Raw genomic sequence first — 26,088 nt, 5'->3', positions numbered from 1 at the left:
CCTGGCACAGTCACGGGGGTGAGCGACGTCGTCCGCCCCGGACCGCTCCGGTGGTTCTGGTACGCCCTGGGCGGTGGGCTGCCCGCACGGCACCGGACGTGGGTGCTGCACGACACGACCACCCGGACCTGGGCGGTGCGGCACGTGGTCCGCGCCCTGGTGCAGATGGCGGTGCCCGTCCTGGTGCTGCTCCTCCTGGTCCCCGGCCCGTTCTGGATCCGCGGCATGGCCGCCCTGGGCGGCGTCGTCCTCGGGTTGATCTTCTCGCTGGCCTACATGCCGGAGACCACCGAGCACCGGCTGGTCAAGGCCGGCTACCCCGGGGGGACCGGGGTGCGGGCCCACGAGGTGGCCCAGCGCGAACGCCAGGAGGCCGAGTCGGTCCGCCGCCGGAGCGCAGCGGCGAAGCGCGCCCGGCGGTACCGCGAGCGCCACGGGGGCTGACCCGCGCGCACGCGGCGTCGCTGTCAGACCCGCGCACTAGGTTGGGCGCCGTGGCAGGGGGTGGGGACGACGTGACGCACACCGACGGCCGGCCGGGGGGTGCCCCGGCGCCGTCCCGGGACGAGCTCGGCGATGCGGTCTGGACCATCCCCAACGCGCTGTCGGCGCTGCGGCTGCTCGGCGTCCCGCTGTTCCTGTGGCTCCTGCTGGGCCCGCAGGCAGACGGCTGGGCCGTCGTCGTCCTCATGGTCTCCGGCGCCACCGACTGGTTGGACGGCAAGCTCGCCCGCGCCCTGGGCCAGTCGAGCAAGCTCGGGGCGCTGCTGGACCCCGCGGCCGACCGGCTCTACATCGTGGCCACCCTGGTCGCCTTCGTGATCCGCGACGTCGTGCCGTTCTGGGTGGTCGCGTTGCTGGTGGGCCGCGAGGTGGTGCTGGCCGTGGTCCTGCTGGTGCTGCGCGCGTACGGCTGGCCGCCCCTGCAGGTGCACTACCTGGGCAAGGCCGCCACCTTCCTCCTGCTGTACGCCTTCCCCCTGCTGCTGCTGGCCGACGGGGTGGGGCCGCTCGCCGCGGTGGTGGCGCCGGTCGGGTACGCCCTGACCGTCTGGGGGACGGCGCTCTACCTGCTCGCTGCCGTGCTCTACGTCGTGCAGGCCGCCGGCCTGGTGCGGCAGAGCCGGGCCGAGGCCCGGGTGCAGCGGTGAGCGCGCCGCCCCGCCAGCCCCGCTCGATCCCGCGGTCGCTGGGCGCCTCGCTGCTGGACCAGGTGCTCGCCGAGACCGTCGACCCGGCCTACGCCCAGGCCGCCCAAGCGAAGGAGGCGCGCCGCAAGGCGGCGCTGGCCGCACACGCCAGCCGGGTCCGGGTCGCCGAGGCGCAGGGCGAGCCGGTGCCGGCCCGGCCCCGGGAACCAGGACGCCGCCGCGGACAGGTGCTGGTGGCGGTGACCATGGTGCTGGCCGGTCTGCTCGCCGCGCTCACGTACACCGAGGCCTCCACCGGCGCCGAGGGCCGCGAGCAGATCCGGGAACGCCTCGTCGCCGACATCGACACCGAGTCCCAGGCCACCGACGACCTGGTCGAGCAGCTGGGCGCCCTGCAGACCAGTGTCGCCGCGGCCCGGGACGAGACCCTGGCCGCCTCCACGGTGGGCCAGCTCGCGCTCGAGGAGCTCCAGGTCGCCGAGACCGGCGCCGCGGCGCTCCCGGTGCGCGGCCCCGGTCTGGTGGTCACCCTCGGCAACCCGCTGCCCTCGGCCGACGACGACCCGGTCGGCGGCACCGCCACCACCGACCCGGTCGCCCAGGTGCTCGACCGGGACCTGCAGCAGCTGGTGAACGCCCTGTGGGCGGCCGGTGCCGAGGCGGTCTCGATCAACGGCCAGCGGCTGGGCCCCACGACGGCGATCCGGCAGGCCGGTGGGGCGATCCTGGTCGACTTCCGGCCTGTCACCAGCCCCTACGAGGTCTCCGCCATCGGCGACCCCGACCAGCTCAACAACGGGTTCCTCTCCTCCCCGGAGGCGGCCGCGCTGGCCCAGCTCGAGGTCACCTACGACCTGGTCTTCACGTTCAACCGCTCCGACGACCTCGAGCTGCCCGCCGCCAGCAGCGCCGAGCTGCGCGCCGCCACCCCGCTCGACCCCGCCGACCCGCCCCCGACCAGCGACGACGGAGACTGACCCCCGTGATCCCGATCCTCGGCCTCGCGGTCGGCGTGGTGCTCGGCCTGCTGCTGGACCCCAGCGTCCCGGTGTGGCTGCAGCCCTACCTGCCGATCGCCGTCGTCGCCGCGCTGGACGCGGTGTTCGGCGGCATCCGGGCCCGTTTCGACGGCATCTTCGACGCCAAGGTGTTCGTGGTGTCCTTCGTGTCCAACGTCGTGGTCGCCGCGCTCATCGTCTTCCTCGGCGACCAGCTCGGGGTCGGCGCCCAGCTGTCCACGGCCGTCGTCGTCGTCCTGGGCATCCGGATCTTCGGCAACGCGGCCGCCATCCGACGGCACCTGTTCCGGGCGTGAGGAGGCTGCGATGACCGACCGACCCGTCGACGACGAGGCCCTCGAGGAGCCCCCGACCGAGGACCCGCCCGTCGAGGACGACCGCTCGACCTGGCAACGGCTGCGCGAGGGACGACGCGACCGGCTCGCCGCGGCGCTCATCGGCGTCCTCACCCTGCTGCTGGGCTTCGCCTTCGCCGTCCAGGTGCGCAGCACCGGCACCCCGGAGGCACTGGCCGGCGCCCGGGAGGAGGACCTGGTCAGCATCCTGGACGACGTCAACGCCCGCGAGGAACGGCTGCGCGAGCAGATCTCCGAGCAGCGCACCGCCCTGGAGCAGCTCACCGACTCCGACAGCCAGGGCGCCACGGCGCTGGCCGAGGCGCAGCAGCGGGCCACCGCGCTGGGCATCCTGAACGGCACCATCGCCGCCGAGGGCCCCGGGATCACCCTCACCGTGCTCGACCCCGACGGCACCGTCCCCCCGTCGGCGCTGCTCAACGCCATCCAGGAACTGCGCGGCGCCGGAGCGGAGACCATGCAGGTCGACGACGTGCGCATCGGGGTCAGCAGCGCCGTCACCGGCACCGCCGGCGACCTGCGCATCGACGGGCAGGCGGTCCAGGCGCCCTACACCGTGGTCGCCATCGGGTCGGCCCAGGACCTCGCCACCGCGATGGGCATCCCCGGCGGGGTGAGCGCCCTGGTGCGCCGCGAGGGTGGAGAGGTGAGGATCGAGCAGTCCGACGAGGTCGTGGTCGACGCCCTCCGGGTGCTCGACGAGCCCCAGTACGCCGAGCCCGACGACGGCGGCTGACCGCAGGACCCCAGCAGGACCAGCACCACCCCCGTGCCCGCCGCGAGACCCCGAGATGATGGAGTTGCCGCCATGGCCACGCCCGACGACCGCCGATACACCGACCAGCACGAGTGGGCCCAGGTCCAGGGCACGGCCGGCGCCGCCACCGTCGTCCGCATCGGCATCACCGACCACGCCCAGGACGCCCTCGGGGACATCGTCTTCGTGCAGCTGCCCGACGTGGGGGAGGCCGTGACCGTCGGCAACCCCATCGGCGAGGTCGAGTCCACCAAGAGCGTCTCCGACGTCTACGCGCCGCTGGCAGGCACCGTGAGCGCCCGCAACGACGCGCTGGCCGACACCCCCGAGACGGTCAACTCCGACCCGTACGGCGAGGGCTGGCTGATCGAGATCGAGGTCACCGGCGACGACGGCGACCCCACCGAGGCGCTGCTGGACGCCGCCGCTTACCAGGCACTCGTCGAACAGGGTTGACGGCCCCGTCGCAGCACCTGCGGGAGCTGCGATCACTATGCTCGCCACGCCGGACCCGGACCCCCGGGCGAGGCCCGCGACGGGCCACCCGGCCCGTCGTCCGTCGGCCGGTCGCGGACTGCAACGTCCGCGGCGGTGCCGCCTGCTCACCGGAGGAGACACCCGTGCACTGCACTCGCTGTGGACACCAGAACCCCGAGGGCAGTCGCTTCTGCGCGCAGTGCGGCTCCGCCCTCTCCCCGGAGCGCGTCGGCGAGTCGACCAGCGTGATCCCCAAGATCGGCAGCGAGGACTCCGGCGAGGTGCCCGAGGTCGTCGAGTCCCCGGCCGACGCCCACGCCGGCGCGGTGGAGTCCCTCCCCGCGGGCTCCGCGCTCCTGGTCGTCAAGCGCGGCCCGAACGCCGGCAGCCGGTTCCTCCTCGACCAGGAGGTCACCACCGCCGGTCGGCACCCCGACAGCGACATCTTCCTCGACGACGTGACGGTGAGCCGTCGGCACGTGGAGTTCCACCGCGAGGGCGGCGGCTTCACGGTGCACGACGTCGGCAGCCTGAACGGCACCTACGTCAACCGCGAGCCGGTCGACGTCGCCTCCCTGGCCGGCGGCGACGAGGTGCAGATCGGCAAGTTCCGACTGGTCTACCTGACCGGGCCGCGCACCGGCGAGCCCGCCTCGTCGTGACCGCGGCGCCCCGGCCCGACCAGGGGGCGCCCGGGTCCGGTGCCGACACCCAGCCGCGGCTGACCATCGGCGAGGTCCTGGCGACCCTGCGCGGGGAGTTCCCCGACGTGACGATCTCCAAGATCCGCTACCTCGAGGCCGAGGACCTGGTCCACCCGCAGCGCACACCGTCCGGCTACCGGAAGTTCTCCTCCGCCGACGTCGCCCGGTTGCGCTACGTGCTGGCCTCCCAGCGGGACCACTACCTCCCGCTGCGGGTCATCAAGGACCAGCTCGACGCCCTCGACCGCGGCGAGCCCCCGGTCGACGGCACCACCCGGGTCACCGGCAGGCCACCGGTGCCCGACGCCGGACCCGGGCCGACCGAGGTCGACGAGCCCGAGCCGGCCGTGGACGACGTGGTCGGCAGCGAGCCGCTGGAGGCCGAGGCCTTCGGTGCCGCCGCCGGCCTCACGCCCGACCAGCTGGCCGACTGCGTGCAGTACGGCCTGCTGACCCCCGGGGCCGACGGCCGGCACCCGGTCGCCGACCTGCCGGTCGCCCGGGCCGCCGGTGGGCTGGCCCGGCACGGCATCGAGGCCCGGCACCTGCGGGTGTACCGGTCCGCCGCCGAGCGCGAGGCCGTGCTGCTGGAGCAGGTCGTGGCACCGGTGCTGCGCGGACGCACCGGTGAGGCGCGCACCGCCGCCGCCGACACCCTGCGCGAGCTGGCCGCCCTGTCGGCCCAGCTGCACACGGCGTTGCTGGACACCCGGCTGCGCGAGGTGCTCGGGCCCGACCTCGGCGACTGAGCCCGGGCGTACCGTCAGCAGCCGAGCCCGACGGATCTCCGACCGGGAGCCGACCACCACCGCGGAGGGAACACCGTGCAGGAACTGCGAGTCGTCGGCGTCCGGGTCGAACTGCCCGGCAACCAGCCCATCCTCCTGCTGAAGGAGACCCAGGGGGAGCGATACCTCCCCATCTGGATCGGTGCGGTCGAGGCCGCGGCCATCGCCTTCGAGCAGCAGGGCGTCCGGCCGGCCCGGCCGATGACCCACGACCTGCTCCGCGAGGTGGTCACCGCCCTGGGCGCCAGCCTGGAGGCCGTGCACATCACCGAGATGCGGGACGGGATCTACATCGCCGAGCTGGTCTTCGGGGACGAGCGCACCGTCAGCGCCCGCCCGTCGGACGCCGTGGCCCTCGCGGTCCGCACCGGTGCCCCGATCTACGGCGCCGAGCAGCTGCTCGACGAGGTGGGCATCGAGATCCCGGACGAGCAGGAGGACGAGGTCGAGAAGTTCCGCGAGTTCCTCGACCAGATCAGCCCCGAGGACTTCGAGGCCGGCTCGGGATCGGGCCCCACGTCCTGACTGCGGGTGGTCGGACGACCACCCGGTGCCACCTCAGGTCACGGTCAGGTCACCCTCTCGGGTGAGCTGGTCGACACGCCGTCGCCCTCGGTTGACCGCCCCCCGGGGCGGGCCTAGGTTCAGCGAACGACCCCGGTGTGACTCACACGGATGTGACTCACGGGCAGCACGGCGACCGACCCGCCTCCGGGTCGGCGCGACGAGGAGGACGCTGACGTGAGCGATCAGAGCAGCGGCGCACAGGGCCAGCTGTTCACCGACGCAGCAGTCGGCGCCCCCTCCTACGACGAGGCCGACAGCGAGGCCTTCGGGTACCGCGGTCCCACGGCGTGTGCCGCCGCTGGGATCACCTATCGGCAGTTGGACTACTGGGCGAGAACAGGTCTGCTGGCTCCGTCGGTGCGCACCGCCACCGGATCGGGAACCCAGCGCCTCTACAGCTTCCGCGACATCCTCGTGCTCAAGGTCGTCAAGCGTCTGCTGGACACCGGGGTCTCGCTGCAGAACATCCGCAAGGCCGTCGACCACCTGCGCACCCGCGGGGTCAAGGACCTGGCCAACATCACGCTGCTCTCCGACGGCGCGACCGTCTACGAGTGCACCTCCGCCGAGGAGGTCGTGGACCTGCTCGCCGGTGGCCAGGGCGTCTTCGGGATCGCCGTCTCCGGCGCGCTGCGGGAGCTCTCCGGTGAGCTCGCCGAGCTGCCCGCCGAGCGCCTGGACGGCGGGATCACCGATGCCGACGACGAGCTCTCCGCCCGTCGCCGACGCCGCGCCACGGCCTAGGCGGAGCCGCACGCGCTGGTAGCGTGCGAGCAGTGGCTGACCGCGCACAGAACGCCCTGGTTCCCCTGACCGGCTCGCTCCCCACGCTGGCCGACCTGCAGCCGCGGGGGGCGTTCGCCGCCCGGCACATCGGCCCCCGTCCGGCCGACACGCAGGCCATGCTGGCCGCCGTCGGACACGACTCGCTGGCCGCCCTCGTCGACGCCTGCGTGCCCGAGGTCGTCCGCGACCGGGCCGCGCTGGACCTGCCGGAGGCCCTCGGTGAGGCCGAGGTGCTGGCTGCGCTGCGCGAGCGGGCCGCCGAGAACGAGGTCTTCACCTCGATGATCGGCCTGGGCTACTCCGGCACGTCCACCCCGTCGGTCATCCAGCGCACCATCCTGGAGAACCCGGCCTGGTACACCGCGTACACGCCCTACCAGCCCGAGATCAGCCAGGGCCGGCTCGAGGCGCTGATCAACTTCCAGACGACGGTGGCCGACCTGACCGGGCTGCCCGTCGCCGGGGCCTCGATGCTCGACGAGGCCACCGCCGCCGCCGAGGCGATGACCCTGGTCCGCCGGGCCGGCCGAGCCAAGCCCGACGCCGTCTTCGTCGTCGACGCCGACACGCTGCCGCAGACCCTCGCGGTGCTGCAGACCCGGGCCGAGCCGCTGGGCATCGCACTGCACGTCGCCGACCTGACCGAGGGCTGGCCGACCGACCTGCCCGAGGCCGGCGCGTTCGGCGTGCTCATCGCCTACCCGGGCGCCTCCGGCGCGCTGCGCGACCACCGGGCACTGGCCACCGCCGCGCACGAGGCCGGGGCGGCCGTCGTCGTCGCAGCCGACCTGCTGGCCCTCACCCTGGTCGAGGCACCGGGGGAGTGGGGTGCTGACGTCGCCTGCGGCACCACCCAGCGCTTCGGCGTCCCGATGGCCTACGGCGGCCCGCACGCCGGCTACCTCTCGGTCCGCGAGGGCCTGGCCCGCCAGCTGCCCGGTCGCCTGGTCGGGGTGTCGGTCGACGCCGACGGCGACGTCGCCTACCGGCTGGCCCTGCAGACCCGCGAGCAGCACATCCGCCGGGAGAAGGCCACCAGCAACATCTGCACCGCCCAGGTGCTGCTCGCCGTCATCGCCGGGGCGTACGCGGTCTACCACGGTCCCGACGGGCTGGCCGCGATCGCAGCGCGCACGCACCGGTCGGCGACCACGCTGGCCGGCTGGCTGCGCACCGGCGGGGTGGACGTCGTCCACGAGCACTTCTTCGACACCGTGCTGGCCTCGGTGCCCGGCCGGGCGTCCGACGTCGTGGCCGCGGCCGCCCAGCGCCGGGTCAACCTGCGCCGGGTGGACGCCGACACCGTGGCCGTCGCCTGCGACGAGACCACCTCGGTGGACACCCTGCGCCTGGTCGCCGAGGCCTTCGGCGTCGAGGCCGGGTCGTTGGACGACGCCACCGACGCGCTGCCGGGGACCATCCGGCGGGAGAGCGCCTACCTCACCCACCCGGTCTTCCACACCCACCGCAGCGAGACCGCGATGCTGCGCTACCTGCGCTCGCTCAGCGACAAGGACCTCGCGCTGGACCGCACGATGATCCCGTTGGGCTCCTGCACGATGAAGCTCAACGCCGCCACCGAGATGGCCGCGATCACCTGGCCCGAGTTCGCCGGGCTGCACCCGTTCGCACCGGTCGAGCAGGCCCGCGGGTACGCCCGGATGATCGAGGAGCTGTGCACCGGGCTGGCCGAGATCACCGGCTACGCCGCGGTGAGCGTGCAGCCGAACGCCGGATCGCAGGGCGAGTTCGCCGGTCTGCTGGCCATCCGCGGCTACCACCAGTCCCGCGGGGACGACCAGCGCGACGTCTGCCTGATCCCGTCGTCCGCACACGGCACGAACGCGGCGTCGGCGGTCATGGCCGGCATGCGCGTCGTCGTGGTGGCCTGCGACGACCAGGGCAACGTCGACGTCGAGGACCTGCGCGCCAAGGTCGAGCAGCACGCCGATCGGCTGGCCGCGCTGATGATCACCTACCCGTCCACGCACGGGGTGTTCGAGACCGCGGTCGGCGACATCTGCGCCGCGGTGCACGACGCCGGTGGTCAGGTCTACGTCGACGGCGCGAACCTCAACGCGCTGGTCGGGCTGGCCCGCCCGGGCCGGTTCGGTGCCGACGTGAGCCACCTCAACCTGCACAAGACCTTCTGCATCCCGCACGGCGGCGGTGGCCCCGGCGTGGGCCCGATCGGCGTCGGTGCGCACCTGGTGCCGTTCCTGCCCGGCCACCCGCTGGTCGAGACCGGCGGCACCGGGCCGGCGGTCTCCGGGGCGCCCTTCGGGTCGGCCGGCATCCTGCCGATCTCCTGGGCCTACCTGCGGCTGATGGGTCCCGACGGGCTCACCCGGGCCACCGAGCACGCGATCCTCGCCGCCAACTACGTGGCCGCCCGACTGCGCGAGCACTTCCCGGTGCTCTACACCGGCGCGGACGGCCTGGTCGCCCACGAGTGCATCCTCGACATCCGGCCGATCACCAAGGCCACCGGCGTCACCAACGACGACATCGCCAAGCGGCTCGTCGACTACGGGTTCCACGCCCCGACCATGAGCTTCCCGGTGAACGGCACGCTGATGGTCGAGCCGACCGAGAGCGAGGACAAGGGCGAGCTCGACCGCTTCGTCGACGCCATGGTCGCCATCCGGGGCGAGATCGCGAAGGTGGAGTCCGGTGAGTTCGACGCCACCGACAACCCGCTGCGCAACGCCCCGCACACCCTGGCGATGCTGGCCCGCGACTGGGACAAGCCCTACTCGCGGGAGACCGCGGTCTACCCGGTGCCCGGTCTCGTCGGCCGGTCCTACCTGTCTCCCGTGCGCCGTATCGACGGTGCCTACGGCGACCGCAACCTGGTCTGCTCCTGCCCGTCCCCGGAGGCCTTCGAGGACGTCGAGCCCACTCCCAACGCCGTGCCCAAGGCCGACGCCGACCCCGAGGGCGTCGGCGAGACCGAGACCTCCGGGGTCGACCGGCCGGTGGCAGCGCAGGCCTGAGCCGCCGTCCGGTGGGGTGAGCCGCGGTCCACCGCGGCTCACCCCACCGCAGCGCGGCTCAACCCTGGGCGGAGGCCATCCACGCGACCAGGTCGTCGCCGTCGGTGGGCAGCGCGTCGGACAGCACCCGGGCGGCGCCGTCGGTGACCACGACGTCGTCCTCGATGCGGACGGCGAGCCCGCGCAGCTCGGCGGGCACGGTGCGGTCGTTGACCTGGAAGTACAGCCCCGGCTCGACGGTGAGGGCGTGCCCGGGCTGCAGCGTGGTGGCCAGGTACTCCGCCCCCTCGATCGCGGCGCAGTCGTGCACGTCGAGCCCGAGCAGGTGGCTGGTCGAGTGCAGGGTGTACCGCCGGTGGGCGCCGGCGCCGGGGCGGGTGAGGTCCTCGTGCAGGGCGTCGTCGGCCGACCAGTCGATCAGCCCCCAGCGATGCAGGTGGTCGGCCAGCACCCACTGCGCGGCGCGGTGGGCGGCGAGGAAGGCGTTCCCGGCCCGCACCTCGCCGATCCCGGCCAGGTGCGCCTCCCGGACGGCGTCGTAGACCCGACGCTGCACCGGGGTCCAGGTGCCCGACACCGGCATGGTGCGGGTGACGTCGGCGGTGTACATCGACGTCGTCTCCACGCCCATGTCGGCCAGCAGCAGCTGTCCCGGGCGGATGTCGCCGTCGACCGGCGCCCAGTGCAGCGAGGTCCCGTTGGCCCCGGCCGCGACGATCGAGGAGTACCCGACGTCGTTGCCCTCCAGCCGGGCCCGGCGCCAGAAGGTGCCCTCGAGCCAGCGTTCGCCCCGGCGGCCGTCCCCGGCCAGCAGCGCGGGCAGCTCGGCGACGACGTCGGCGAACCCGCGGGCGGTGGCCGCGCAGGCCTCGGCGAGCCGGTCGACCTCCCAGTCGTCCTTGACCGCGCGCAGCCGGTCCAGCGCGCGGGCCAGCTCGGTGGACGCGGCCCCGGGGCGTAGCGCGTCGACGTCGGCGTCCACGCCGGCCAGCAGGTGCACGTCGCCGGCGGCAGCCAGCGCCGAGGCCAGCTCGGTGCGCGGCCGCACGGCCACCTCCAGGCGCTGTGCCGTCGCCCCGGCCGACGGGATGCCCCCCACCCAGACAGCACCCTCACGGCGGTCGGTGAAGTAGGTCAGCGTGCCCGGGCCGGCCGAGGGCAGCAGGAAGACGGTGGCCTCGCCGGCGGGGGAGAGCACCAGCACCGCGCCCTCGGCCTGGTCGCCGGTCAGCCAGGTGTAGGCGCTGGCGGCCCGGAACGGGTAGACGGTGTCGTTGGCGCGCACCGGTGCCGTACCGGCCGGGACGACGACGGTGCGACCGGGCAGCGCCCGCAGCAGGGCAGCCCGGTGCGCCGCAGCGGCCTCGGCGGCACCGTCGACCGCGGGGTGCCCGGTGACCGGCTCGGGGTCCCAGCCCTCGGTCAGCGTCGTCTGGACCCAGGGGCCGAAGGGCTGGTCGTGCGGGGCTCGGCGGGTGGCGGCGTCGGCGGGCTCGGTCATGCCCCCAGTCTGCCCGTCAGCCCCCGGGCGCCACGAACACGCAGAAGGGGTGACCGGCGGGGTCGGCGTACACGAACAGCGGTTCCTCGGGGTCGTCGCTGCGGTCCGCCCGCAGCACCGCGCCCAGCTCCAGGGCACGCCGGTGGACGGCCCGCAAGCCGTCGAGGTCCGGCACGGTGCAGTCCAGGTGCAGCTGCATCGGCACCTCGTCGTCCGGCCAGGTGGTGGGGGTGAGCACGGCGACCCCCTGGAAGGCGAGGTCGACTGCGCCCGCCGGGCCGCGCAGCACCAGCCAGTCGGGGTCCTCGTCGGCCACGGGCTCGTCGCCGGGGCGGTACTCGTAGCCGAGCAGCTGACGGTAGAACTCGGCCAACCCACGGACGTCGGTGCCGTCGAGGACGACCTGACGGACGGTGGGGCCGAGCGGCTCACGAAGGCGCAGCTGCGCGGCGTAGGCGCCGAGGGAGCGCTGGTAGCGGGGGAGGTGCGGGGCGAGGGCGCCGAGGGCGAGACCCAGGGCCTCGCGCTCCCGTCCGAGGTCGGCCAGGCAGAGCGCCAGGAACCCCCGGACGGCGTCGCTCAGCTCGTCGGCGGGCTCAGCGAGCTCGGCGGTGAGCAGCTCGACCCCCTCCGCGGCCCGACCGACGTTCCGCAGCGAGCTGGCCAGTTGCACCGACGACCGACGGCGCCGCAGGCCGGTCAGCCCCAGGGTCCGGGCCTCCTCGTACAGCTCGACCGCCCGGGCCGGGTGGCCGGTCGAGTCGTGGGCGCAGGCGAGCTCGAAGACCCCCGCACCGTCCCCGGTCGGGCACTGCCCGGCCAGCACGGTGACCCGGTCCAGGAACCCGGGCGCCTCGGGGTCGGCCCACTCCTGCGCCACCTGCTGGTCCCAGTCCACGCCCCGACCCTGCCGGACACCGGTCGACGGCGCCAAGGGGCACATGTCCAGGCCTCCGGCCTGCAGGGCACCCCGCAGGCCCGCGGCCGGTGGTGCCGGGTGCGGCGGCCTGGCAGGGTGCCGGCATGCGTCCCGTCGTCTCGCTGGTCACCCTGGGGGTGGGCGACCTGGCCCGCGCCCGTGCCTTCTACGCCGCACTGGGGTGGCGGGAGTCCAGCCAGTCCACCGACGACGTCGCGTTCCTCGCCGGCGCCGGCACGCACCTGGGGCTGTGGTCCCGGGCCTCGCTGGCCGAGGACTCCGAGGTGCACGAGGACGCCGGTGGGTGGGGCGGGGTCACGCTGGCACACAACGTCGAGACCCCGGCCCACGTGGACGTGGTCCTCGCCGAGGCCGAGGCAGCCGGCGGGACGGTGCTCCGGCGCGGTGCCGCCACGTTCTGGGGCGGGTACAACGGCGTCTTCGCCGACCCGGACGGACACCGCTGGGAGGTCGCGCACAACCCGGACTGGCCCCTGGACGACGAGGGCCGGGCCCAGCTGCCCGACTGAGCCCGGGGCTCAGAGCTTGCGCAGCAGGACCTTGCGCACCGAGTGGTCCTGGGCCTTCTGCAGCACCAACCGGGCCCGGGAGCGCGTCGGGGCGATGTTGGTGCGCAGGTTGGGGCCGTTGGTGGCCGCCCAGATCCCGCGCGCGGTGGCGGTGGCCTCGGCATCGGTCAGGTCGGCGAAGCGGTGGAAGTAGGCGGCCTCGTCCTGGAACGCCGTCCGGCGCAGGGCCAGGAACCGCTCGACGTACCACTCCTCGATGTCGTGCTCGGCGGCGTCGACGTAGACGGAGAAGTCGAAGAAGTCCGACAGGAACACCTCCGGCACCCGGCCGTCGGTGCGGCTGCCGGCCTGCAGCACGTTGAGGCCCTCGACGACGAGCACGTCGGGGTGCTCCACGGTCTGCCGCTGGTCGCGCAGCACGTCGTAGGACTGGTGGGAGTAGAGCGGGGCGCTGACCTCGCCGCGGCCGCTCTTCACGTCGGCCAGGAAGCGGAGCAGACCCCGGCGGTCGTAGGTCTCCGGGAAGCCCTTGCGGCCCAGCTGCCCGCGGGACTCGAGCACCGCGTTGGGGTGCAGGAAGCCGTCGGTGGTCACCAGGTCGACCCGGGGGGTGTCCGGCTGGGCGGCGAGGAGGGCCTGCAGCAGCCGGGCCGTCGTGCTCTTGCCCACCGCGACGCTCCCGGCGACGGCGATCACGTAGGGCACCTTGGCCGTGCTGGCCCCGAGGAACTGCGACTGCGCGGTCCACAGCCGCCGGCTGGCCGCGACGTGGAGGGCCAGCAGGCGGGCCAGCGGCAGGTACACCGTGGCGACCTCGTCGAGGTCGATCCGGTCACCGAGGGTGGCCAGCTCGGCGACCTGCCCGGCGTCCAGGGGCAGCTCGGACCCGGCTGCCAGGGCCCGCCACGTCGCGCGGTCGTAGGCCGCGTAGGGCGAGGGATGGCTCCTGGCACCGACCGTCACGGCGCCCATGGTGCCGTCCGCCTCCCGGGTGCCCCCCGACCGGGTCGTCCAGGACGTCTCCTGGGACGTCGTGCCGGACGGGCGCGTCTAGGGTGCGGGGGTGCCCTCGCGCCCGGACCTGCTGGACCTCCTCGAGCGGTACTTCGCCCTCTCCCCGGTGCCCGACGGACCGGTCCTGGGCGTCGGCGCGCTCGACGTCCCGGTCGGGACCCCGGAGTGGCCGCACCCGGCCCGGCCCCGCCCCGGCGTCGGGCCGGTGCCCATCGACGACGTCCGGGCCGCCCTGGCCGCCCAGGTCGAGGCCGGGCTTCCCGAGGCCGTCGAGTGGTTCGCCGAGCGCAACCCCGGCCTGTCCCAGGCGGCCCGGTCGGCCGGGCTGCACGTCGACGAGCTGCCCCTGCTGCTGGCCGCCGACCCGCTGGAGGTGCTGCTGCCCCCGGGGGTGCGGTTCTTCCTCGTCGGCGCCGAGGACCCCCAGCTGGCCACCTACCAGCGATTGGCCCAGCTCGCCTTCACCGTCCCGGCCGGCTCCGTGGCCGGTGAGGCGACGGCCACCCCCACCGGGACGGCGCCCGACCGGATGGTCGACCCGCCCCAGCCCACCGACGTGCTCCGTGAGCGCATCGCCGCCGGACGCACCGTGCTGATGATCGCGGTGGAGGACGGCGAGACCGTCGCCGTCGGCTCGCACCAGCCGGTCGACGTCGAGGGGACCGAGGTCAGCGAGATCGTCGGGGTGGCCACCCTGCCGCGCTTCCGCGGCCGGGGGATGGGTGCCGGCCTGGCCTCGGCGTTGGTGGAGCACGCCCGGGAGACCGCGGCGCAGGTGTTCCTGTCCGCCGGGGACCACGACGTCGCCCGCGTCTACGAGCGCGTCGGCTTCGCCCGGATCGGCACGACGTTCGTCGCCGAGCCGGCCGGCGACTGACTCAGCCGCGCAGCGCCGCAGCGGCCGCGTCGACGGCGGCCCGGCCGACGTCCCACCCGGCGCCGGTGGGCGTCCGGCTGAGCAGCACGACGACCTCGCCGTCGACGACCCCGACGGAGTGCAGGTCACGAGCGCCGTCCACGCAGCACATCCAGCCCTGCTTGGCGGCGATGGCGCCGGGCGCACCCGGGGCCATCAACCCGAAGGACTGGTCGAACCCGTCGGCACCGGCCGGGGTGGCCAGGGCCAGCCAGAAGCGCATCGTGGTCGCGTCGGCCGGGTCGGCGGTCACCGACAGCGCGGACAGGAAGCGGGCCACGTCGGCGGCGGTCGTGACGGTCTCGCCCCACTGGCCGGGGTCGGCCGGACCGGCGGTGCCGGTGAGCCCGTAGCGGGTCGCGACGTCGGTGACCATCTGGGTGCCGCCCCAGCGGTCCCAGGCGGTGCTCATCGCCGGGTCGTCGGAGGTGACGAGCATCGACATGAGGAGCTGACGGTCGGCCGTGGTGAGCGTCAGCGCACCCGTGCGCGCCCGGTGCAGGACGTCCTCGACGACGAAGAGCTTGGACAGCGACGCGGTGTAGAACGGCTCGTCGGCAAGGGCGTTCGCGACCGGGGAGGACGTCCGGTCGGCCAGAGCCACCGCACCGTCCGCGGTCTGGAGCGGGGCGACGACGACGGCGAGGGCCCCGCTGGTGCCGGACGCGGCGACGCTGGCGGCGAAGGCCGCGTCGGCCGCGGACACCGCGGTGCTCGTCGCGACGCCGACGCGAGCCTGGGCCGGTGCGGCGAACGCGACGCTGAGCGACATGGCCACGACAGCGAGCGAGGACGCGCCCCATCGCTGGGAACGCGTCCTCGGTCGTCGTGTCATGAACGCTCAACTACCCGCGGGAAGCGGCATTCACACAGGTCCATCAGGTGTCCGGCACGTCACGGCCGGGTGTCGGGTCAGCCGACCTCGTAGGTCGGCACCAGCACGGCACGGGCCAGGGTGTGGCTGAACAGGTTGAAGCCCAGGAACGCCGGGGTGGCCTCGGCCGGGACGCCGAGGTCGTCGGTGTCCAGGGCGTGCACGACGACGTAGTAGCGGTGCGGGCCGTGTCCGGCCGGGGGAGCGGCACCCACGAAGCCCACGAAGCCCGCGTCGTTCTTCAGCTGCACCGCACCCTCGGGCAGACCGCCGTCGGCCGCGCCGCTGTCCAGGCTGGTGACCGAGGCCGGGATGCCGGCGACGGCCCAGTGCCAGAAGCCGCTGCCGGTGGGGGCGTCGGGGTCGTAGACGGTGACGGCGAAGCCCTTGGTCTCCTCGGGGAACTCCGACCAGGACAGCTGGGGCGAGCGGTCCTCGCCGTCCAGGCCCATCTTGCCGCTGACCAGCTCGCGGCCGACCGGCGTCCCGTCACTGACGTCGGTGCTCGTGACGGCGAACTCGGGGACCTGGGGGAGGAAGTCGTAGGGGTTCGGCGGGGTGGGGCGGGCCATGAACTGCTCCTCGGTCGGGCGGATCGGTCGTGCCCAACCTAGGAGCCCTGCGACCGGGACGCAGATCGGAGCCGACCCGCCGGGGTGACCTGCGACTCTCCGGCGGGTCGGGGGGTCCCCGGACCCGTACCGTCGGCGCGTGCTCGGACTCCCTGACTCCATCCGCGCCTGCCTGTTCGACCTGGACGGAGTGCTGACGCGGACCGCGACGGTGCACCAGGCGGCCTGGAAGCGCACCTTCGACGAGTTCCTGCGCGCCCGGGACCCGCAGGCCCGTGAGTTCAGCGCCGAGGACTACAACCGCTTCGTCGACGGCAAGCCCCGCGCGGACGGCGTCCGCGACTTCCTCGCCTCCCGCGAGATCGACCTGCCCGAGGGCTCCGCCGACGACGGGCCGGACGCCCAGACGGTGCAGGGTGTGGCCACCCGGAAGAACGACCTGGTGCAGACCGAGCTCGACGAGCACGGGGTCGAGGTCTACGACGGTTCGATCCGCTACCTGCACGCCGTCCGCGAGGCGGGCCTGGCCGTCGCCGTCGTCACCGCCTCGGCGAACGGGGAGAAGGTGATCGCTGCTGCCGGCTTCGCCGACCTGGTCGACGCCCGCATCGACGGCGTCGTCACCGCCCGGGAGGGCTACCGCGGCAAGCCCGCACCCGACACCTTCCTGGCCGGGGCGCGTGCGCTGGGGGTGGAGCCCTCGGCCGCGGTGGTGTTCGAGGACGCCCAGTCCGGGGTGGCCGCCGGCCGTGCCGGGGAGTTCGGCTTCGTGGTCGGCGTGGACCGGGTCGGGCAGGCCGACGCCCTGCGCGAGCACGGTGCCGACGTCGTCGTGCAGGACCTCGACGAGCTGCTGGAGGACCCGAAGTGACCGAGGGGCGCGCGCACTTCCCGATCGAGCCCTGGTCGCTGACCGAGGTCGGCATCGACCACGACAGCCTGGCGGTCAACGAGTCGGTGTTCGCCCTGGCCAACGGGCACATCGGCATGCGCGGCACGCTGGAGGAGGGGGAGCCCGGCGTCGTCCCCGGCACCTACCTCAACGGCTTCTTCGAGGAGCGGCCGCTGCCCTACGCCGAGGCCGGCTACGGCTTCCCCGAGGAGGGCCAGACCGTCGTCAACGTGACCGACGGCAAGCTCATCCGGCTGCTGGTGGGGGACTCCCCGCTGGACCTGGACTACGGCGAGATCGTCAAGCACACCCGCACGCTCGACCTGCGGGCCGGGGTCCTGAAGCGGTGCACCGAGTGGCGCTCGCCGAACGGCCGGACCGTCGAGGTGAGCAGCACCCGGCTGGTGTCGCTGACCCGCCGGGCGATCGCCGCGATCGAGTACGAGGTCCGGTGCACCGACGACGGCGGCGATCTGTACGTCGCCATCCAGTCCGACCTGCTGGCCAACGAGGTGGTGGAGAACTCCGGGTCCGACGACCCGCGGGCCGCCGCCGCCCTGCGCAAGCCGCTGCAGTCCGAACAGCACGTGGGCCGCGGCCGGCACGCCGTGCTCGTGCACCAGACGAAGACCAGCAGGCTGCGGATGGCCGCGGGCATGGACCACGAGGTGCAGACCCCCGACAGCGCCAGCGAGGACCTCGAGGTCTCCGCCGACCTGGCCCGCTACACCCTGGCCGCCCGGCTGCCGGCCGGGTCGCGGCTGCGGATGGTCAAGTACCTGGCCTACGGCTGGTCGTCCCGGCGGTCCTCGGCCGCCGTCCGCGACCAGGTGGAGGGCGCGCTCAGCATCGCCAAGCTCGCCGGCTGGGACCGCCTGGTGAGCGAGCAGCGCGAGCTGCTGGACCAGCACTGGGCGCAGGCCGACGTCGTCATCGAGGGCGACGACGAGTTGCAGCAGGCCGTGCGGGTCGGCATGTTCCACGTCCTGCAGGCCGGGCTGCGCGCCGAGCGCCAGCCCATCCCGGCCAAGGGCCTCACCGGCCCCGGCTACGACGGGCACACGTTCTGGGACACCGAGACCTACGTCCTCCCGGTGCTCACCTACACCGCCCCCGAGGCCGTCCGGGACGCGCTGATCTGGCGCTGGTCGACCCTGGACCTGGCCCGCGCCCGTGCCGCCGAGCTCGGCCACGAGGGGGCCGCCTTCCCGTGGCGGACCATCCGCGGTGAGGAGACCAGCGGCTACTGGCCAGCCGGCACCGCGGCCTTCCACGTCAACGCGGACATCGCCGACGCCGTCGCCCGCTACCAGGCGGCCACCCGGGACGAGGTGTTCGAGGCCCAGTACGGCGTCGAGCTGCTGGTCGAGACGGCCCGGCTGTGGGCCTCGCTGGGCCACTTCGACGACGGGCGGGGCTTCCGGATCGACGGGGTCACCGGGCCCGACGAGTACACCGCCGTGGTCGACAACAACGTCTACACCAACCTCATGGCCCAGCGGAACCTGCGCGAGGCCGCCGCGGCGGTCGGCCGCCACCCCGACGTCGGCGGCCGGCTGCGCGTCACCGACGAGGAGCTGGACCTGTGGTCGCGGGCCGCCGAGGCCATGCGCATCCCGTTCGACACCGAGCTCGGCGTGCACATGACCAGCGAGGGGTTCACCCGCCACCAGGAGTGGGACTTCGAGGGCACCGACCCCCAGAAGTACCCGCTGCTGCTGCACTTCCCCTACTTCGAGATCTACCGCAAGCAGGTCGTGAAGCAGGCCGACCTCGTCATGGCCCTGCACCTGCGCGGGGACCACTTCACCCACGAGGAGAAGGTGGCCGACTTCGCCTACTACGAGGCCCGCACCGTGCGGGACTCCTCGCTGTCGGCGGCCCAGCAGGCGGTGGTGGCCGCCGAGTGCGGGCACCTGGAGCTGGCGCACGACTACTGGGGCGAGGCCGCGCTGACCGACCTGCAGAACCTGCACGGCAACTCCGGGCACGGCCTGCACATCGCCTCGCTCGCCGGCGGCTGGACCGTCGCCGTCGCCGGGTTCGGCGGGATGCGCGACCACGACGGCAAGCTGACCTTCGCTCCCCGGCTGCCTCCGCGGCTGACCGGCCTGGCGTTCCGCATGGTGTTCCAGGGCCGCTGCCTGCGGGTGCGGGTCACCCAGCAGGACGTGACCTACCGCCTGCTGGACGGCGAGGACCTGGAGATCGGCCACCACGGCGAGGTCGTCACCGTCGGCAGCGAGGACCTGGTGCTCCCGGTCCCGCCGGCGCCCCCGGTCGAGCCGGTCCGCCAGCCGGCGCACTGCGCCCCCCGCCGCCGGGGGCGCCCGGCGACTAGGTGAGCACCCAGCGGGAGCCCAGGGCCAGCGCGCCCAGGTCAACGACCAGGAACGCGCCCACCCAGACCAGCCCGGGCACCCGGGTGAGCCGGGCCAGCTGGTCGGCGTCGCTGTCCGGGGTCGGACGGCGACGCCGCTTGGCCTGCAGCTCCCACACCGTGCGCGGTGCGGCCAGCAGCAGGAACCAGACGACGACGTGGGCGAACCCCGACTGCCAGGTCACCGGCAGCCACCAGGTGGCGGCGAAGACCAGCGCGCCGGTGACCAGGACCGACCACAGGCCGTAGAGGTTGCGGATCTGCAGCAGCAGGAGGGCCAGCAGGACCAGCAGCAGCCAGAGCGCGCCGATCGCGTGCCCGGCCCCGAGCAGGGCGGCCGCCCCGAGCCCCAGCAGACCTGCTCCGACGTAGCCGGCGAACGCGGTCACCACCATCCCGGGCCCGGTGGGCCGACCGGCCGACACGGTCACCCCGGAGGTGTCCGAGTGCAGCCGGATCCCGGCCAGCCGCCGCCCGGTGAGCAGGGCCGCGACGCCGTGCGCGCCCTCGTGGGCGATCGTCACCGCGTTGCGGCTGAGCCGCCAGAGGTCCCGCTGCAGCACCAGCGCCAGGGCGAGGAGGGCGGCTGCGGCCAGCACCCAGCCCGGCAGCGGGGGAGAGGTGGCACTGACCCGGGCCCAGAACTCGCTCATCACGGTCCAGCCGACCACACCGGGCTGTGTGCGCGACGTGACACGCACAGGACACGAGCGGCGAGGACCCTGGGGGCGTGAGCTCCAGCCCGTCGAGACCCTCCCGGTGACCGTCTCGTTCACCCGCCGCGCCGACCCCGCGCACGCGACCGAGATGACCGCGTGGATCCGGTCGGGCCTGACCATGGCCGAGTCCTTCCCCGGGTTCCTCGGCGGCGGGTGGGTGCGCCCGCGGCACGGCTCGGACGAGTGGCACATGCTCTGCCGCTTCGACTCCCCGGCCACCCTGGCGGCCTGGGACGACAGCACCGAACGCGCCTGGTGGCTGGGGTCGGCCCAGGGGCTGGCGCAGACCACCCGGACCGAGAAGCGCACCGGCATCGAGGGCTGGTTCGACCCGCCGGGGTCCACCGAGGCGGTCGACGTCCCCGGACCGGCGGTGGCCGCGCCCCCGCCACGGTGGAAGCAGGCCACCACCATCTGGCTGGTCTTCTTCCCGCTCAACCTGCTGGCCACGGTCACCCTGGGCGCGCTGCTGGCCGACGTGTTCGTCGTCGTCCGGGTGGCGGTGGTGACGCTGACCCTCACCCCGCTGATGACCTACCTGCTCCTGCCCTGGATCACCCGCCGCCTCGAGTGGTGGCTGCAGGGCCGACACTGGCGCGACCGGCGCGGCTGAACCTGGGGGCTGCCCGGGTAGGCCCCGGCATGGCCACCACCGAGAACGCCCGCGTCCCCGCCTCCACCGTCCCGCCCGGCGCCGTCGCCCGCGCCGGTGACTCCGCCGTCGGCAACGCCGACGGCGAGCTGTTCGCCGTCTCCCGCCGCTGCCGGCACCAGCTCGCCGACCTGTCCCGCGGCAGCGTGGACGCCGACGGGTGCCTGGTCTGCCCGTGGCACGGCGCCCGCTACGACGTCACCGACGGGACGATGGTCTCCGGCCCCCGCGGCTTCTTCGGCTACCACGGCCCGGTGCCCGGCTACAGCGGCCTCATCCGGTTGGTCGGCCGGGTCCTGCCACTGAAGGTCCGCCGCGCGGTCCGTCGCGGGGACGACGTCGTCGTCGAGGACTGACCCCGGCCCACGGAGCCGGGCGGTCAGGCAGGATGGGCCCGCCGCTTGAACAGTCGGGCGGCCCCGAGGAGGCCTGCGTGACCGCCCCGCCGATCGACCCGTCTCCCGTCCTGCTCTACGACGCCCAGCGGGACAGCCACCACGCCCGCCCCCGGTGGCGCGGTTCGCTGCACGCGGTGTGGTGCGTGCTGTCCCTGGCCGCCGGGATCCCGCTGGTGATCGCGGCCGAGGACGGCGCCGAGACCCTGGGCGTGGCCGTCTACGTCGCTGCGCTCGTCGGCCTCTTCGGCACCAGCGCGGCCTACCACCGGGGCACCTGGACGCCCACGGCCCGGCGGGTGATGCAGCGCCTGGACCAGACGATGATCACCGTCCTGGTCGCCGGGACGGCCACGCCGATCGCGCTGCTGGCCGTGCGCGGGACCGCCGGCACCCTGCTGCTGGGGCTGATCTTGACCTGCGCCCTGAGCGCCATCGTGCTGCACCTGTTCTTCCTGCAGGTGCCCGAGCTGCTCATGGGCGGGGTGTTCGTCGGGCTGGGCCTGGTCTCCGCGCTCGGCCTGCCCGCGCTGTGGGACACCGCCGGGCACGCCGCCGGCTGGCTGGTGCTCGGCGGGGGAGCGCTGTACATCGCCGGCGCCGTGGGCTTCCACCTGCGCCGACCCGACCCGCGGCCGCTGGTGTTCGGCTACCACGAGGTCTTCCACGTCTGGGTGTGCGTCGCGGCCTCCTGCCACTTCGCCGCCATCGCGCTGCTGGTGGCCGCCCGATGAGGCTGCCGTGGGCGTACCGGACCGTCATGACCGCGGGCACCCCGGCCGTGCGCTGGTGGGGCCGGCTGCGGGTCGAGGGCCTGGAGCACGTGCCCGCCCAGGGCCCGGTCGTGCTGATGGCCAACCACGACAGCGCCTGGGACCCGGTGGTCGTCGGCATCGCCGCGGCCGGCCGGCGTCAGGTGCGTGCGCTGGCCAAGGACACGTTGTGGAAGAACAAGGCCGTGGCCTGGGTGCTCGACCACATGGGCCAGATCCCGGTCAGCCGGGGCCGCGGCGACGCAGCGGCGCTGGCCACCGCGGTCGGGGTGCTGGAGGGCGGGGGCTGCATCGGCGTCTTCCCCGAGGGGACCGTCTCCCGCGGCCGCACGATGAAGGTGTTCAGCGGCGCCGGCCGGCTCGCCCAGGCCGTGCCCGGCACGCCGGTGGTGGGGGTGCGGATCCTCGGCTCGACCGACGTGGTGCGCTTCCCGAAACGCCCGCGGATCAGCGTGACCTTCTTCCCGCCGGTGCAGCCGGAGCCGGGGGAGTCCGCCCTCGGGCTCACCCGGCGGGTCGTCGCCGAGGTCCGTTCCACGGCCCCGCCGCAGCTCCCCGGTCGGGCCAAGGCGCAGGCGAAGTTCCGGCAGCTGGTCGCCGAGCACGACGCGAAGCGGGCGGCGGACCCGAAGGCGGGCTGAGGCGGCTCAGAGCATGCTGAGCCCCGGCACCGCGAGGACGACCACGGCGGGCAGCACCAGCGCGAGCAGCACCACCGGCCAGTGGCCGGGGCGCCCGCGGCGGAGCAACGAGTGCACGGTCCCCGCGGTGCCGAGCAGGCCCAGCGCGACCGCGTCGGCGACCCAGGTGCGGACGGCGGCGTCGGTCACCCGTGCGCTGCCCTCGACCACCAGGAACACCCCCAGCCAGTTGACCAGCATCGCGGCCAGCACCACCGTCACGGCCGAGGCCAGCAGCGCCTGGACGAGCCGGTCGGCGGTGCCGGGCCAGGGGGTGCGGGTGGCGGCGGGCAGCGGTGTCGTGGTCACGGGTCCACCCTGGTGGGGAGAGCCTCGTCGTCCCACCGGGTGACTACTCAGCCCCGGGACTGTCGGTGGTCCGGCCTACGGTGACCCCCGACACAGCCACCGCCTCCCGAGGAGCTCGCCGTGACCACGCTGACCGACCGACCGAACACCGCCCTGCTGGTGATCGACGTGCAGAACGGCGTCGTCACCGGCGCCCACGACCGGGACGCCGTCGTCGGCGCCATCGCGGGGCTGGTGGACGCCGCCCGCGCCGCGGCGGTGCCGGTGGTGTGGGTGCAGCACGCCGACGAGGGCATGACGCAGGGCAGTGACGCCTGGCAGGTCGTCCCGGAGCTGCAGCCCGCCGACGCCGAGCCGCGGGTGCTCAAGCGCTTCGGCGACTCCTTCGAGGCCACCGACCTGGAGGACGTGCTGGCCGAGGCGCAGGTCGGCCGGCTGGTGGTCACCGGGGCGCAGACCGACGCCTGCATCCGCTCGACGATCCACGGCGCCTTCACCCGGGGCTACGACGTGACGCTGGTGGGCGACGGGCACACCACCGAGGACCTCACCGCCTACGGCGCTCCCGCTCCGGGGGACGTCATCGCGCACACCAACCTCTACTGGGGCTTCCAGTCGGCGCCCGGGCGGACGGCGTCCGTGGTGCCGGCCGTGGAGGTGGCCTTCTGACGGTGCACGTGCGACCGCGAGCGGGAGCGGACCTCCCCGGGCTGCTGGCGATCCTGCAGCGCAGTCACGAGCTGCACGCCTACCCGGTGCGGGCGTCGGTGGTGCGGGCGGACTGGCTGGCCCTGCCGACCGAGCTGATGGGCGCCGTCGCCGAGCACGAGGGACGGGTGGTCGGGCACGTGGCCCTGCACCCGGCGGACGGCCCGGGCCACGACGCGGGGGAGCAGCTGGCGGCACAGCGGTGGGCGGCGGCCACCGGCGTGCCCGTGTCGCAGCTCGCGGTGGTGTCCCGGCTGGTGACCGAGGGCTCGGTACGCGGGGCCGGGTCGGCCCTGCTGGCCCACGCGGTGCGGGTGGCCGGGGATCTGGGCCGCGTCCCGGTGCTGCTGGTCGAGCCGGAGGCCGACGCCCGCGGCTTCTACCGCCGGCGCGGGTGGCGCGAGATCGGCACCGCCCGGCAGCAGTGGGGCGAGCACACCGTCGACGCGGTGCTGATGGTGGTGGGGGAGCAGGCAGACTGACCGGGTGTTCCGCATCGCCTTCCACGAGCCGCGGATCCCGCCCAACACCGGCAACGCCATCCGGCTCGTCGCCGCCACCGGCGCGCAACTGCACCTGATCGGTCCGCTGGGGTTCGACCTCTCCGACGCCAAGCTGCGCCGGGCCGGCCTGGACTACCACGACCTGGCCTCGGTGACGGTGCACGAGGGGCTGCCGGACTTCCTCGACGCGGTGCCCGGCGCGCGGGTATTCGCCTTCACCGCCGCCGCCACGACCCGGCACACCGACATCGCCTACGTGCCCGGCGACGTGCTCCTGTTCGGCCCCGAGCCCACCGGGCTGGACCCCGACGTCCTCGCGCACCCGCGGGTGACCGACCTCGTCCGGCTGCCGATGCTGGCCGGTCGACGTTCGCTGAACCTGTCCAACGCCGCGGCGATCGCCGCCTACGAGGCCTGGCGGCAGCACGACTTCGCCGGCTCCTGAGGCCGGGGGCAGCGCCCCGGACGGGCGTCACTAGATTGCCCGCGTGGAGTCCGCCCCCCGCTTCGGCCGCCTGCTGACCGCGATCGCCACGGCCTTCGACGCCGACGGTGCGGTCGACCTCGACGCCACGGCCCGCATCGCGCGACACGTCGTGGACACCGGCAGCGACGGGGTCGTGGTCTCCGGCACCACCGGGGAGGCCCCGACCACCCTGGTGCCCGAGGACGGCGCGATCCTCGCCGCCGTCCGTGAGGCGGTGGGGGACCGGGCGACCGTGATCGCCGGGGTGGGCACGAACAGCACGGCGCACTCCGTGGAGATCGCCGAGCAGGCCGCCCGGGTCGGGGCCGACGGTCTGCTCGTCGTCACGCCGTACTACAACAAGCCCAGCCAGCGGGGTGTCCTCGAGCACGTGCGCACCGTCGCCGCGGTCAGCGACCTCCCGGTGATGCTGTACGACGTCCCCGGTCGCACCGGGGCGTCCATCGCGCTGGACACCTACGCCGCGGCCCGGGAGATCGAGAACGTGGTGGCCGCAAAGGACGCCACCGGGGCACCCGCGCACGCGGCCCGGCTGGTCGACCTGGGGTACGAGGTCTGGTGCGGCGACGACAGCCTCACCCTGGGGTACCTGGCCTACGGGGCGGTCGGCCTGGTCAGCGTCGTCGCCCACGCGGCCGGTCGCGAGCTGCGGGAGATGATCGAGGCGTTCCTGGCCGGGGACCACGGGCGCGCCCTGTCGCTGCACACCCGGCTGCTCCCGGCCTTCGACGCCGTCATGGGCGTGCCGAACTACGGGGCGACGACCGCGAAGGCCGCGTTGCAGCTGCTCGGGGTGCTCACCGACCGGCGCGTGCGGCTGCCGCTGGTCGAGCTGGACGACGACGAGGTCGCGGCCCTGCGGGCCGGGTTGCAGGCCGCCGGGCTGTTGAGCGGTCCGCGCCCGTCGGACGGCCCGAACGAGCTGGACCCGTGGTGGGGGACCTACCGGGGACTCGCCGCCGACCAGTGACCCCGCACGAGGTCCGGGTCTCCGCCTGCCGGTACCACCACGGCAGCTGACCGCCGGGAGGGGCTCGACAGGTGCAGGTTGACATAATGTCGATTATCGGCGCACTGGGACGGTCCGCAGACAGGGGTCCCAGCGGCGTCCTGCAGACCGCCGACCCCCAGAGTGCACGTGTCGTCGTTGCGGGCGGCGCGTCGTCGCGTGTCAACGACGCCAACTGCACACCGGAGCCCCCCGGGTGGAACGACCCGGGCCCGCTGCGGCGCCCTCGGCGCCGTCTCCACCCGGTCTCGTGGACCACGGTCGCCGACCTTCGGACTCCCCTCCACTCACCGTCACCTGTCGCATTGCGTCAGTGTGACGTAAGCACCGGTGTGGCGGCGGGTGTCGGCGAGCCGGTCGGCTGCGCGGTCGCATAAGGTCCGCACATGCAGATCCGCCGTCCCGTCGTCTCCGTCCTCGCCGCACTGGCCCTCCTCGGCGCCGGCGGCGCACTGACCGGGTGCAGCGACACCGACGGCCTGGGTCAGCGCACCGGCACGCCCAAGGACGACACGAACAACACCTCGGGCAACGACCCGTCCAGCGTCGAGCAGGGCAGCGTCTACAACCACGGCAACGAGATCCCGGGCACCGGGGCGGAGAACGCCGAGGGCGGCGGCGTCGGCTGACCCGGCCGCACAGACCCGAACAGCG

General features: G+C 74.4%; 31 protein-coding genes. 24 read left to right on the top strand and 7 right to left on the bottom strand.

Translation table 11 applies throughout. The annotated features are described in order from the left end of the window. Positions 1-18 precede the first annotated feature (18 nt). The 11 genes from ASG36_RS19675 to gcvP all read left to right on the top strand — a co-directional run bounded on the left by ASG36_RS19675 (position 19) and on the right by gcvP (position 9,601). On the top strand, positions 19-444 hold the full coding sequence (locus tag ASG36_RS19675) for a DUF5313 family protein (protein WP_055768230.1): 426 nt from the start codon (positions 19-21) through the stop codon (positions 442-444). Positions 445-515: 71 nt separating this feature from the next. Then, positions 516-1,151 carry a CDP-alcohol phosphatidyltransferase family protein gene (locus ASG36_RS19670; RefSeq protein WP_235495316.1) on the top strand — a complete coding sequence of 212 codons (636 nt, stop codon included), beginning with the start codon at positions 516-518 and terminating at the stop codon, positions 1,149-1,151. Next, on the top strand, positions 1,148-2,128 hold the full coding sequence (locus tag ASG36_RS19665) for a DUF881 domain-containing protein (RefSeq protein ID WP_235495314.1): 981 nt from the start codon (positions 1,148-1,150) through the stop codon (positions 2,126-2,128). The genes ASG36_RS19670 and ASG36_RS19665 overlap by 4 nt, the downstream gene beginning before the upstream one ends. A gap of 5 nt (positions 2,129-2,133) precedes the next feature. After that, a complete protein-coding gene (locus tag ASG36_RS19660) occupies positions 2,134-2,466 on the top strand; it encodes a small basic family protein (protein ID WP_055768226.1) in 333 nt (110 codons plus the stop codon). A gap of 10 nt (positions 2,467-2,476) precedes the next feature. Then, positions 2,477-3,262, top strand: coding sequence for a DUF881 domain-containing protein (locus ASG36_RS19655; protein ID WP_055768223.1), 786 nt, complete (start codon positions 2,477-2,479; stop codon positions 3,260-3,262). 72 nt (positions 3,263-3,334) lie between these two features. After that, positions 3,335-3,739, top strand: a complete 405-nt coding sequence (gene gcvH, locus ASG36_RS19650) for a glycine cleavage system protein GcvH (protein ID WP_055768220.1) — start codon at positions 3,335-3,337, stop codon at positions 3,737-3,739. A 164-nt stretch (positions 3,740-3,903) separates the two neighbouring features. Further along, the gene (locus ASG36_RS19645) at positions 3,904-4,422 is read left to right on the top strand and encodes an FHA domain-containing protein (RefSeq protein ID WP_082523341.1); all 519 of its coding nucleotides are present in this window, start codon (positions 3,904-3,906) and stop codon (positions 4,420-4,422) included. Beyond that, positions 4,419-5,213, top strand: coding sequence for a MerR family transcriptional regulator (locus tag ASG36_RS19640; protein ID WP_200944588.1), 795 nt, complete (start codon positions 4,419-4,421; stop codon positions 5,211-5,213). Before ASG36_RS19645 ends, ASG36_RS19640 begins: the two co-directional genes overlap by 4 nt. Positions 5,214-5,288: 75 nt before the next feature. Then, positions 5,289-5,777 (top strand): bifunctional nuclease family protein, encoded by a 489-nt coding sequence (locus ASG36_RS19635; protein ID WP_055768214.1) that lies wholly within the window; start codon positions 5,289-5,291, stop codon positions 5,775-5,777. 249 nt (positions 5,778-6,026) lie between these two features. Next, positions 6,027-6,563, top strand: coding sequence for a MerR family transcriptional regulator (locus ASG36_RS19630; protein ID WP_235495346.1), 537 nt, complete (start codon positions 6,027-6,029; stop codon positions 6,561-6,563). A 32-nt stretch (positions 6,564-6,595) separates the two neighbouring features. Beyond that, positions 6,596-9,601, top strand: coding sequence for an aminomethyl-transferring glycine dehydrogenase (gcvP, locus tag ASG36_RS19625; RefSeq protein WP_235495312.1), 3,006 nt, complete (start codon positions 6,596-6,598; stop codon positions 9,599-9,601). A 58-nt stretch (positions 9,602-9,659) separates the two neighbouring features. Here the strand turns inward: gcvP and ASG36_RS19620 are convergent, their stop codons facing one another. Next, positions 9,660-11,102 (bottom strand): aminopeptidase P family protein, encoded by a 1,443-nt coding sequence (locus ASG36_RS19620; RefSeq protein ID WP_082523340.1) that lies wholly within the window; start codon positions 11,100-11,102, stop codon positions 9,660-9,662. 16 nt (positions 11,103-11,118) lie between these two features. Beyond that, on the bottom strand, positions 11,119-12,000 hold the full coding sequence (locus tag ASG36_RS22415; protein WP_200944587.1) for a tetratricopeptide repeat protein: 882 nt from the start codon (positions 11,998-12,000) through the stop codon (positions 11,119-11,121). A gap of 125 nt (positions 12,001-12,125) precedes the next feature. On the opposite strand from ASG36_RS22415, the gene ASG36_RS19605 reads away from it, so the two are divergent. Then, positions 12,126-12,551 carry a VOC family protein gene (locus ASG36_RS19605; protein WP_055768208.1) on the top strand — a complete coding sequence of 142 codons (426 nt, stop codon included), beginning with the start codon at positions 12,126-12,128 and terminating at the stop codon, positions 12,549-12,551. Positions 12,552-12,560: 9 nt separating this feature from the next. Here ASG36_RS19605 and coaA read toward each other — a convergent pair whose 3' ends face one another. Continuing rightward, positions 12,561-13,523, bottom strand: a complete 963-nt coding sequence (coaA, locus tag ASG36_RS19600; RefSeq protein WP_055768204.1) for a type I pantothenate kinase — start codon at positions 13,521-13,523, stop codon at positions 12,561-12,563. Between the two features lie 91 nt (positions 13,524-13,614). On the opposite strand from coaA, the gene ASG36_RS19595 reads away from it, so the two are divergent. Beyond that, complete coding sequence (locus ASG36_RS19595) at positions 13,615-14,442, top strand: GNAT family N-acetyltransferase (RefSeq protein ID WP_055768202.1); 828 nt, start codon at positions 13,615-13,617, stop codon at positions 14,440-14,442. 1 nt (position 14,443) lies between these two features. On the opposite strand, the gene ASG36_RS19590 is transcribed toward ASG36_RS19595, so the two are convergent. Further along, entirely contained in the window at positions 14,444-15,253 is an 810-nt protein-coding gene (locus ASG36_RS19590) for a serine hydrolase (protein ID WP_055768199.1), read from the bottom strand. A 140-nt stretch (positions 15,254-15,393) separates the two neighbouring features. After that, positions 15,394-15,927: a YbhB/YbcL family Raf kinase inhibitor-like protein gene (locus ASG36_RS19585; protein ID WP_055768196.1), complete on the bottom strand. Its 534-nt coding sequence runs from the start codon at positions 15,925-15,927 to the stop codon at positions 15,394-15,396. A gap of 139 nt (positions 15,928-16,066) precedes the next feature. Between ASG36_RS19585 and ASG36_RS19580 the strand changes: the two genes are divergently transcribed. Together ASG36_RS19580 and ASG36_RS19575 are read left to right on the top strand one after the other, a co-directional pair. Then, positions 16,067-16,798: an HAD family phosphatase gene (locus ASG36_RS19580; protein WP_055768193.1), complete on the top strand. Its 732-nt coding sequence runs from the start codon at positions 16,067-16,069 to the stop codon at positions 16,796-16,798. After that, positions 16,795-19,164, top strand: coding sequence for a glycoside hydrolase family 65 protein (locus ASG36_RS19575; protein WP_055768190.1), 2,370 nt, complete (start codon positions 16,795-16,797; stop codon positions 19,162-19,164). Before ASG36_RS19580 ends, ASG36_RS19575 begins: the two co-directional genes overlap by 4 nt. Here ASG36_RS19575 and ASG36_RS19570 read toward each other — a convergent pair. Then, positions 19,157-19,852, bottom strand: a complete 696-nt coding sequence (locus ASG36_RS19570; protein WP_055768701.1) for a M50 family metallopeptidase — start codon at positions 19,850-19,852, stop codon at positions 19,157-19,159. The two genes, ASG36_RS19575 and ASG36_RS19570, sit on opposite strands and share 8 nt — an antisense overlap. A gap of 106 nt (positions 19,853-19,958) precedes the next feature. Between ASG36_RS19570 and ASG36_RS19565 the strand changes: the two genes are divergently transcribed. The 4 genes from ASG36_RS19565 to ASG36_RS19550 all read left to right on the top strand — a co-directional run bounded on the left by ASG36_RS19565 (position 19,959) and on the right by ASG36_RS19550 (position 22,379). Continuing rightward, complete coding sequence (locus tag ASG36_RS19565; protein ID WP_055768187.1) at positions 19,959-20,531, top strand: hypothetical protein; 573 nt, start codon at positions 19,959-19,961, stop codon at positions 20,529-20,531. A 29-nt stretch (positions 20,532-20,560) separates the two neighbouring features. Then, the gene (locus tag ASG36_RS19560) at positions 20,561-20,926 is read left to right on the top strand and encodes a Rieske (2Fe-2S) protein (RefSeq protein WP_055768185.1); all 366 of its coding nucleotides are present in this window, start codon (positions 20,561-20,563) and stop codon (positions 20,924-20,926) included. A gap of 77 nt (positions 20,927-21,003) precedes the next feature. After that, complete coding sequence (locus ASG36_RS19555) at positions 21,004-21,699, top strand: hemolysin III family protein (protein ID WP_055768182.1); 696 nt, start codon at positions 21,004-21,006, stop codon at positions 21,697-21,699. 26 nt (positions 21,700-21,725) lie between these two features. After that, complete coding sequence (locus ASG36_RS19550) at positions 21,726-22,379, top strand: lysophospholipid acyltransferase family protein (protein ID WP_200944586.1); 654 nt, start codon at positions 21,726-21,728, stop codon at positions 22,377-22,379. A gap of 6 nt (positions 22,380-22,385) precedes the next feature. Here the strand turns inward: ASG36_RS19550 and ASG36_RS19545 are convergent, their stop codons facing one another. Then, positions 22,386-22,727, bottom strand: a complete 342-nt coding sequence (locus tag ASG36_RS19545; protein ID WP_055768175.1) for a hypothetical protein — start codon at positions 22,725-22,727, stop codon at positions 22,386-22,388. Positions 22,728-22,847: 120 nt separating this feature from the next. Between ASG36_RS19545 and ASG36_RS19540 the strand changes: the two genes are divergently transcribed. The 5 genes from ASG36_RS19540 to ASG36_RS19520 all read left to right on the top strand — a co-directional run bounded on the left by ASG36_RS19540 (position 22,848) and on the right by ASG36_RS19520 (position 26,063). After that, on the top strand, positions 22,848-23,396 hold the full coding sequence (locus ASG36_RS19540) for an isochorismatase family protein (protein WP_055768172.1): 549 nt from the start codon (positions 22,848-22,850) through the stop codon (positions 23,394-23,396). A gap of 8 nt (positions 23,397-23,404) precedes the next feature. After that, complete coding sequence (locus ASG36_RS19535) at positions 23,405-23,917, top strand: GNAT family N-acetyltransferase (RefSeq protein WP_162245213.1); 513 nt, start codon at positions 23,405-23,407, stop codon at positions 23,915-23,917. 4 nt (positions 23,918-23,921) lie between these two features. Then, positions 23,922-24,383: a tRNA (cytidine(34)-2'-O)-methyltransferase gene (locus ASG36_RS19530; RefSeq protein WP_055768167.1), complete on the top strand. Its 462-nt coding sequence runs from the start codon at positions 23,922-23,924 to the stop codon at positions 24,381-24,383. Positions 24,384-24,426: 43 nt separating this feature from the next. Next, complete coding sequence (gene dapA / locus ASG36_RS19525) at positions 24,427-25,395, top strand: 4-hydroxy-tetrahydrodipicolinate synthase (RefSeq protein ID WP_082523337.1); 969 nt, start codon at positions 24,427-24,429, stop codon at positions 25,393-25,395. Between the two features lie 425 nt (positions 25,396-25,820). Continuing rightward, positions 25,821-26,063, top strand: coding sequence for a hypothetical protein (locus tag ASG36_RS19520; protein ID WP_055768165.1), 243 nt, complete (start codon positions 25,821-25,823; stop codon positions 26,061-26,063). Positions 26,064-26,088: the final 25 nt, after the last annotated feature.

Origin of the sequence: Geodermatophilus sp. Leaf369 (genome assembly GCF_001424455.1) — a bacterium.
Taxonomy (GTDB): domain Bacteria; phylum Actinomycetota; class Actinomycetes; order Mycobacteriales; family Geodermatophilaceae; genus Klenkia.
Note: the sequence above shows the minus strand (reverse complement) of the source record. Positions and strands in the feature narration are given on the sequence as shown.

What these genes read in the sequence shown, in the direction of transcription:
- ASG36_RS19655 (WP_055768223.1), top strand. Translation starts at nt 2,477, where the DNA reads ATGACCGACCGACCCGTCGACGACGAGGCCCTCGAGGAGCCCCCGACC.
- gcvH (WP_055768220.1), top strand. Translation starts at nt 3,335, where the DNA reads ATGGCCACGCCCGACGACCGCCGATACACCGACCAGCACGAGTGGGCC.
- ASG36_RS19620 (WP_082523340.1), bottom strand. Translation starts at nt 11,102, where the DNA reads ATGACCGAGCCCGCCGACGCCGCCACCCGCCGAGCCCCGCACGACCAG.
- ASG36_RS19605 (WP_055768208.1), top strand. Translation starts at nt 12,126, where the DNA reads ATGCGTCCCGTCGTCTCGCTGGTCACCCTGGGGGTGGGCGACCTGGCC.
- coaA (WP_055768204.1), bottom strand. Translation starts at nt 13,523, where the DNA reads ATGGGCGCCGTGACGGTCGGTGCCAGGAGCCATCCCTCGCCCTACGCG.
- ASG36_RS19590 (WP_055768199.1), bottom strand. Translation starts at nt 15,253, where the DNA reads ATGTCGCTCAGCGTCGCGTTCGCCGCACCGGCCCAGGCTCGCGTCGGC.
- ASG36_RS19585 (WP_055768196.1), bottom strand. Translation starts at nt 15,927, where the DNA reads ATGGCCCGCCCCACCCCGCCGAACCCCTACGACTTCCTCCCCCAGGTC.
- ASG36_RS19570 (WP_055768701.1), bottom strand. Translation starts at nt 19,852, where the DNA reads ATGAGCGAGTTCTGGGCCCGGGTCAGTGCCACCTCTCCCCCGCTGCCG.
- ASG36_RS19560 (WP_055768185.1), top strand. Translation starts at nt 20,561, where the DNA reads ATGGCCACCACCGAGAACGCCCGCGTCCCCGCCTCCACCGTCCCGCCC.
- ASG36_RS19550 (WP_200944586.1), top strand. Translation starts at nt 21,726, where the DNA reads ATGACCGCGGGCACCCCGGCCGTGCGCTGGTGGGGCCGGCTGCGGGTC.
- ASG36_RS19520 (WP_055768165.1), top strand. Translation starts at nt 25,821, where the DNA reads ATGCAGATCCGCCGTCCCGTCGTCTCCGTCCTCGCCGCACTGGCCCTC.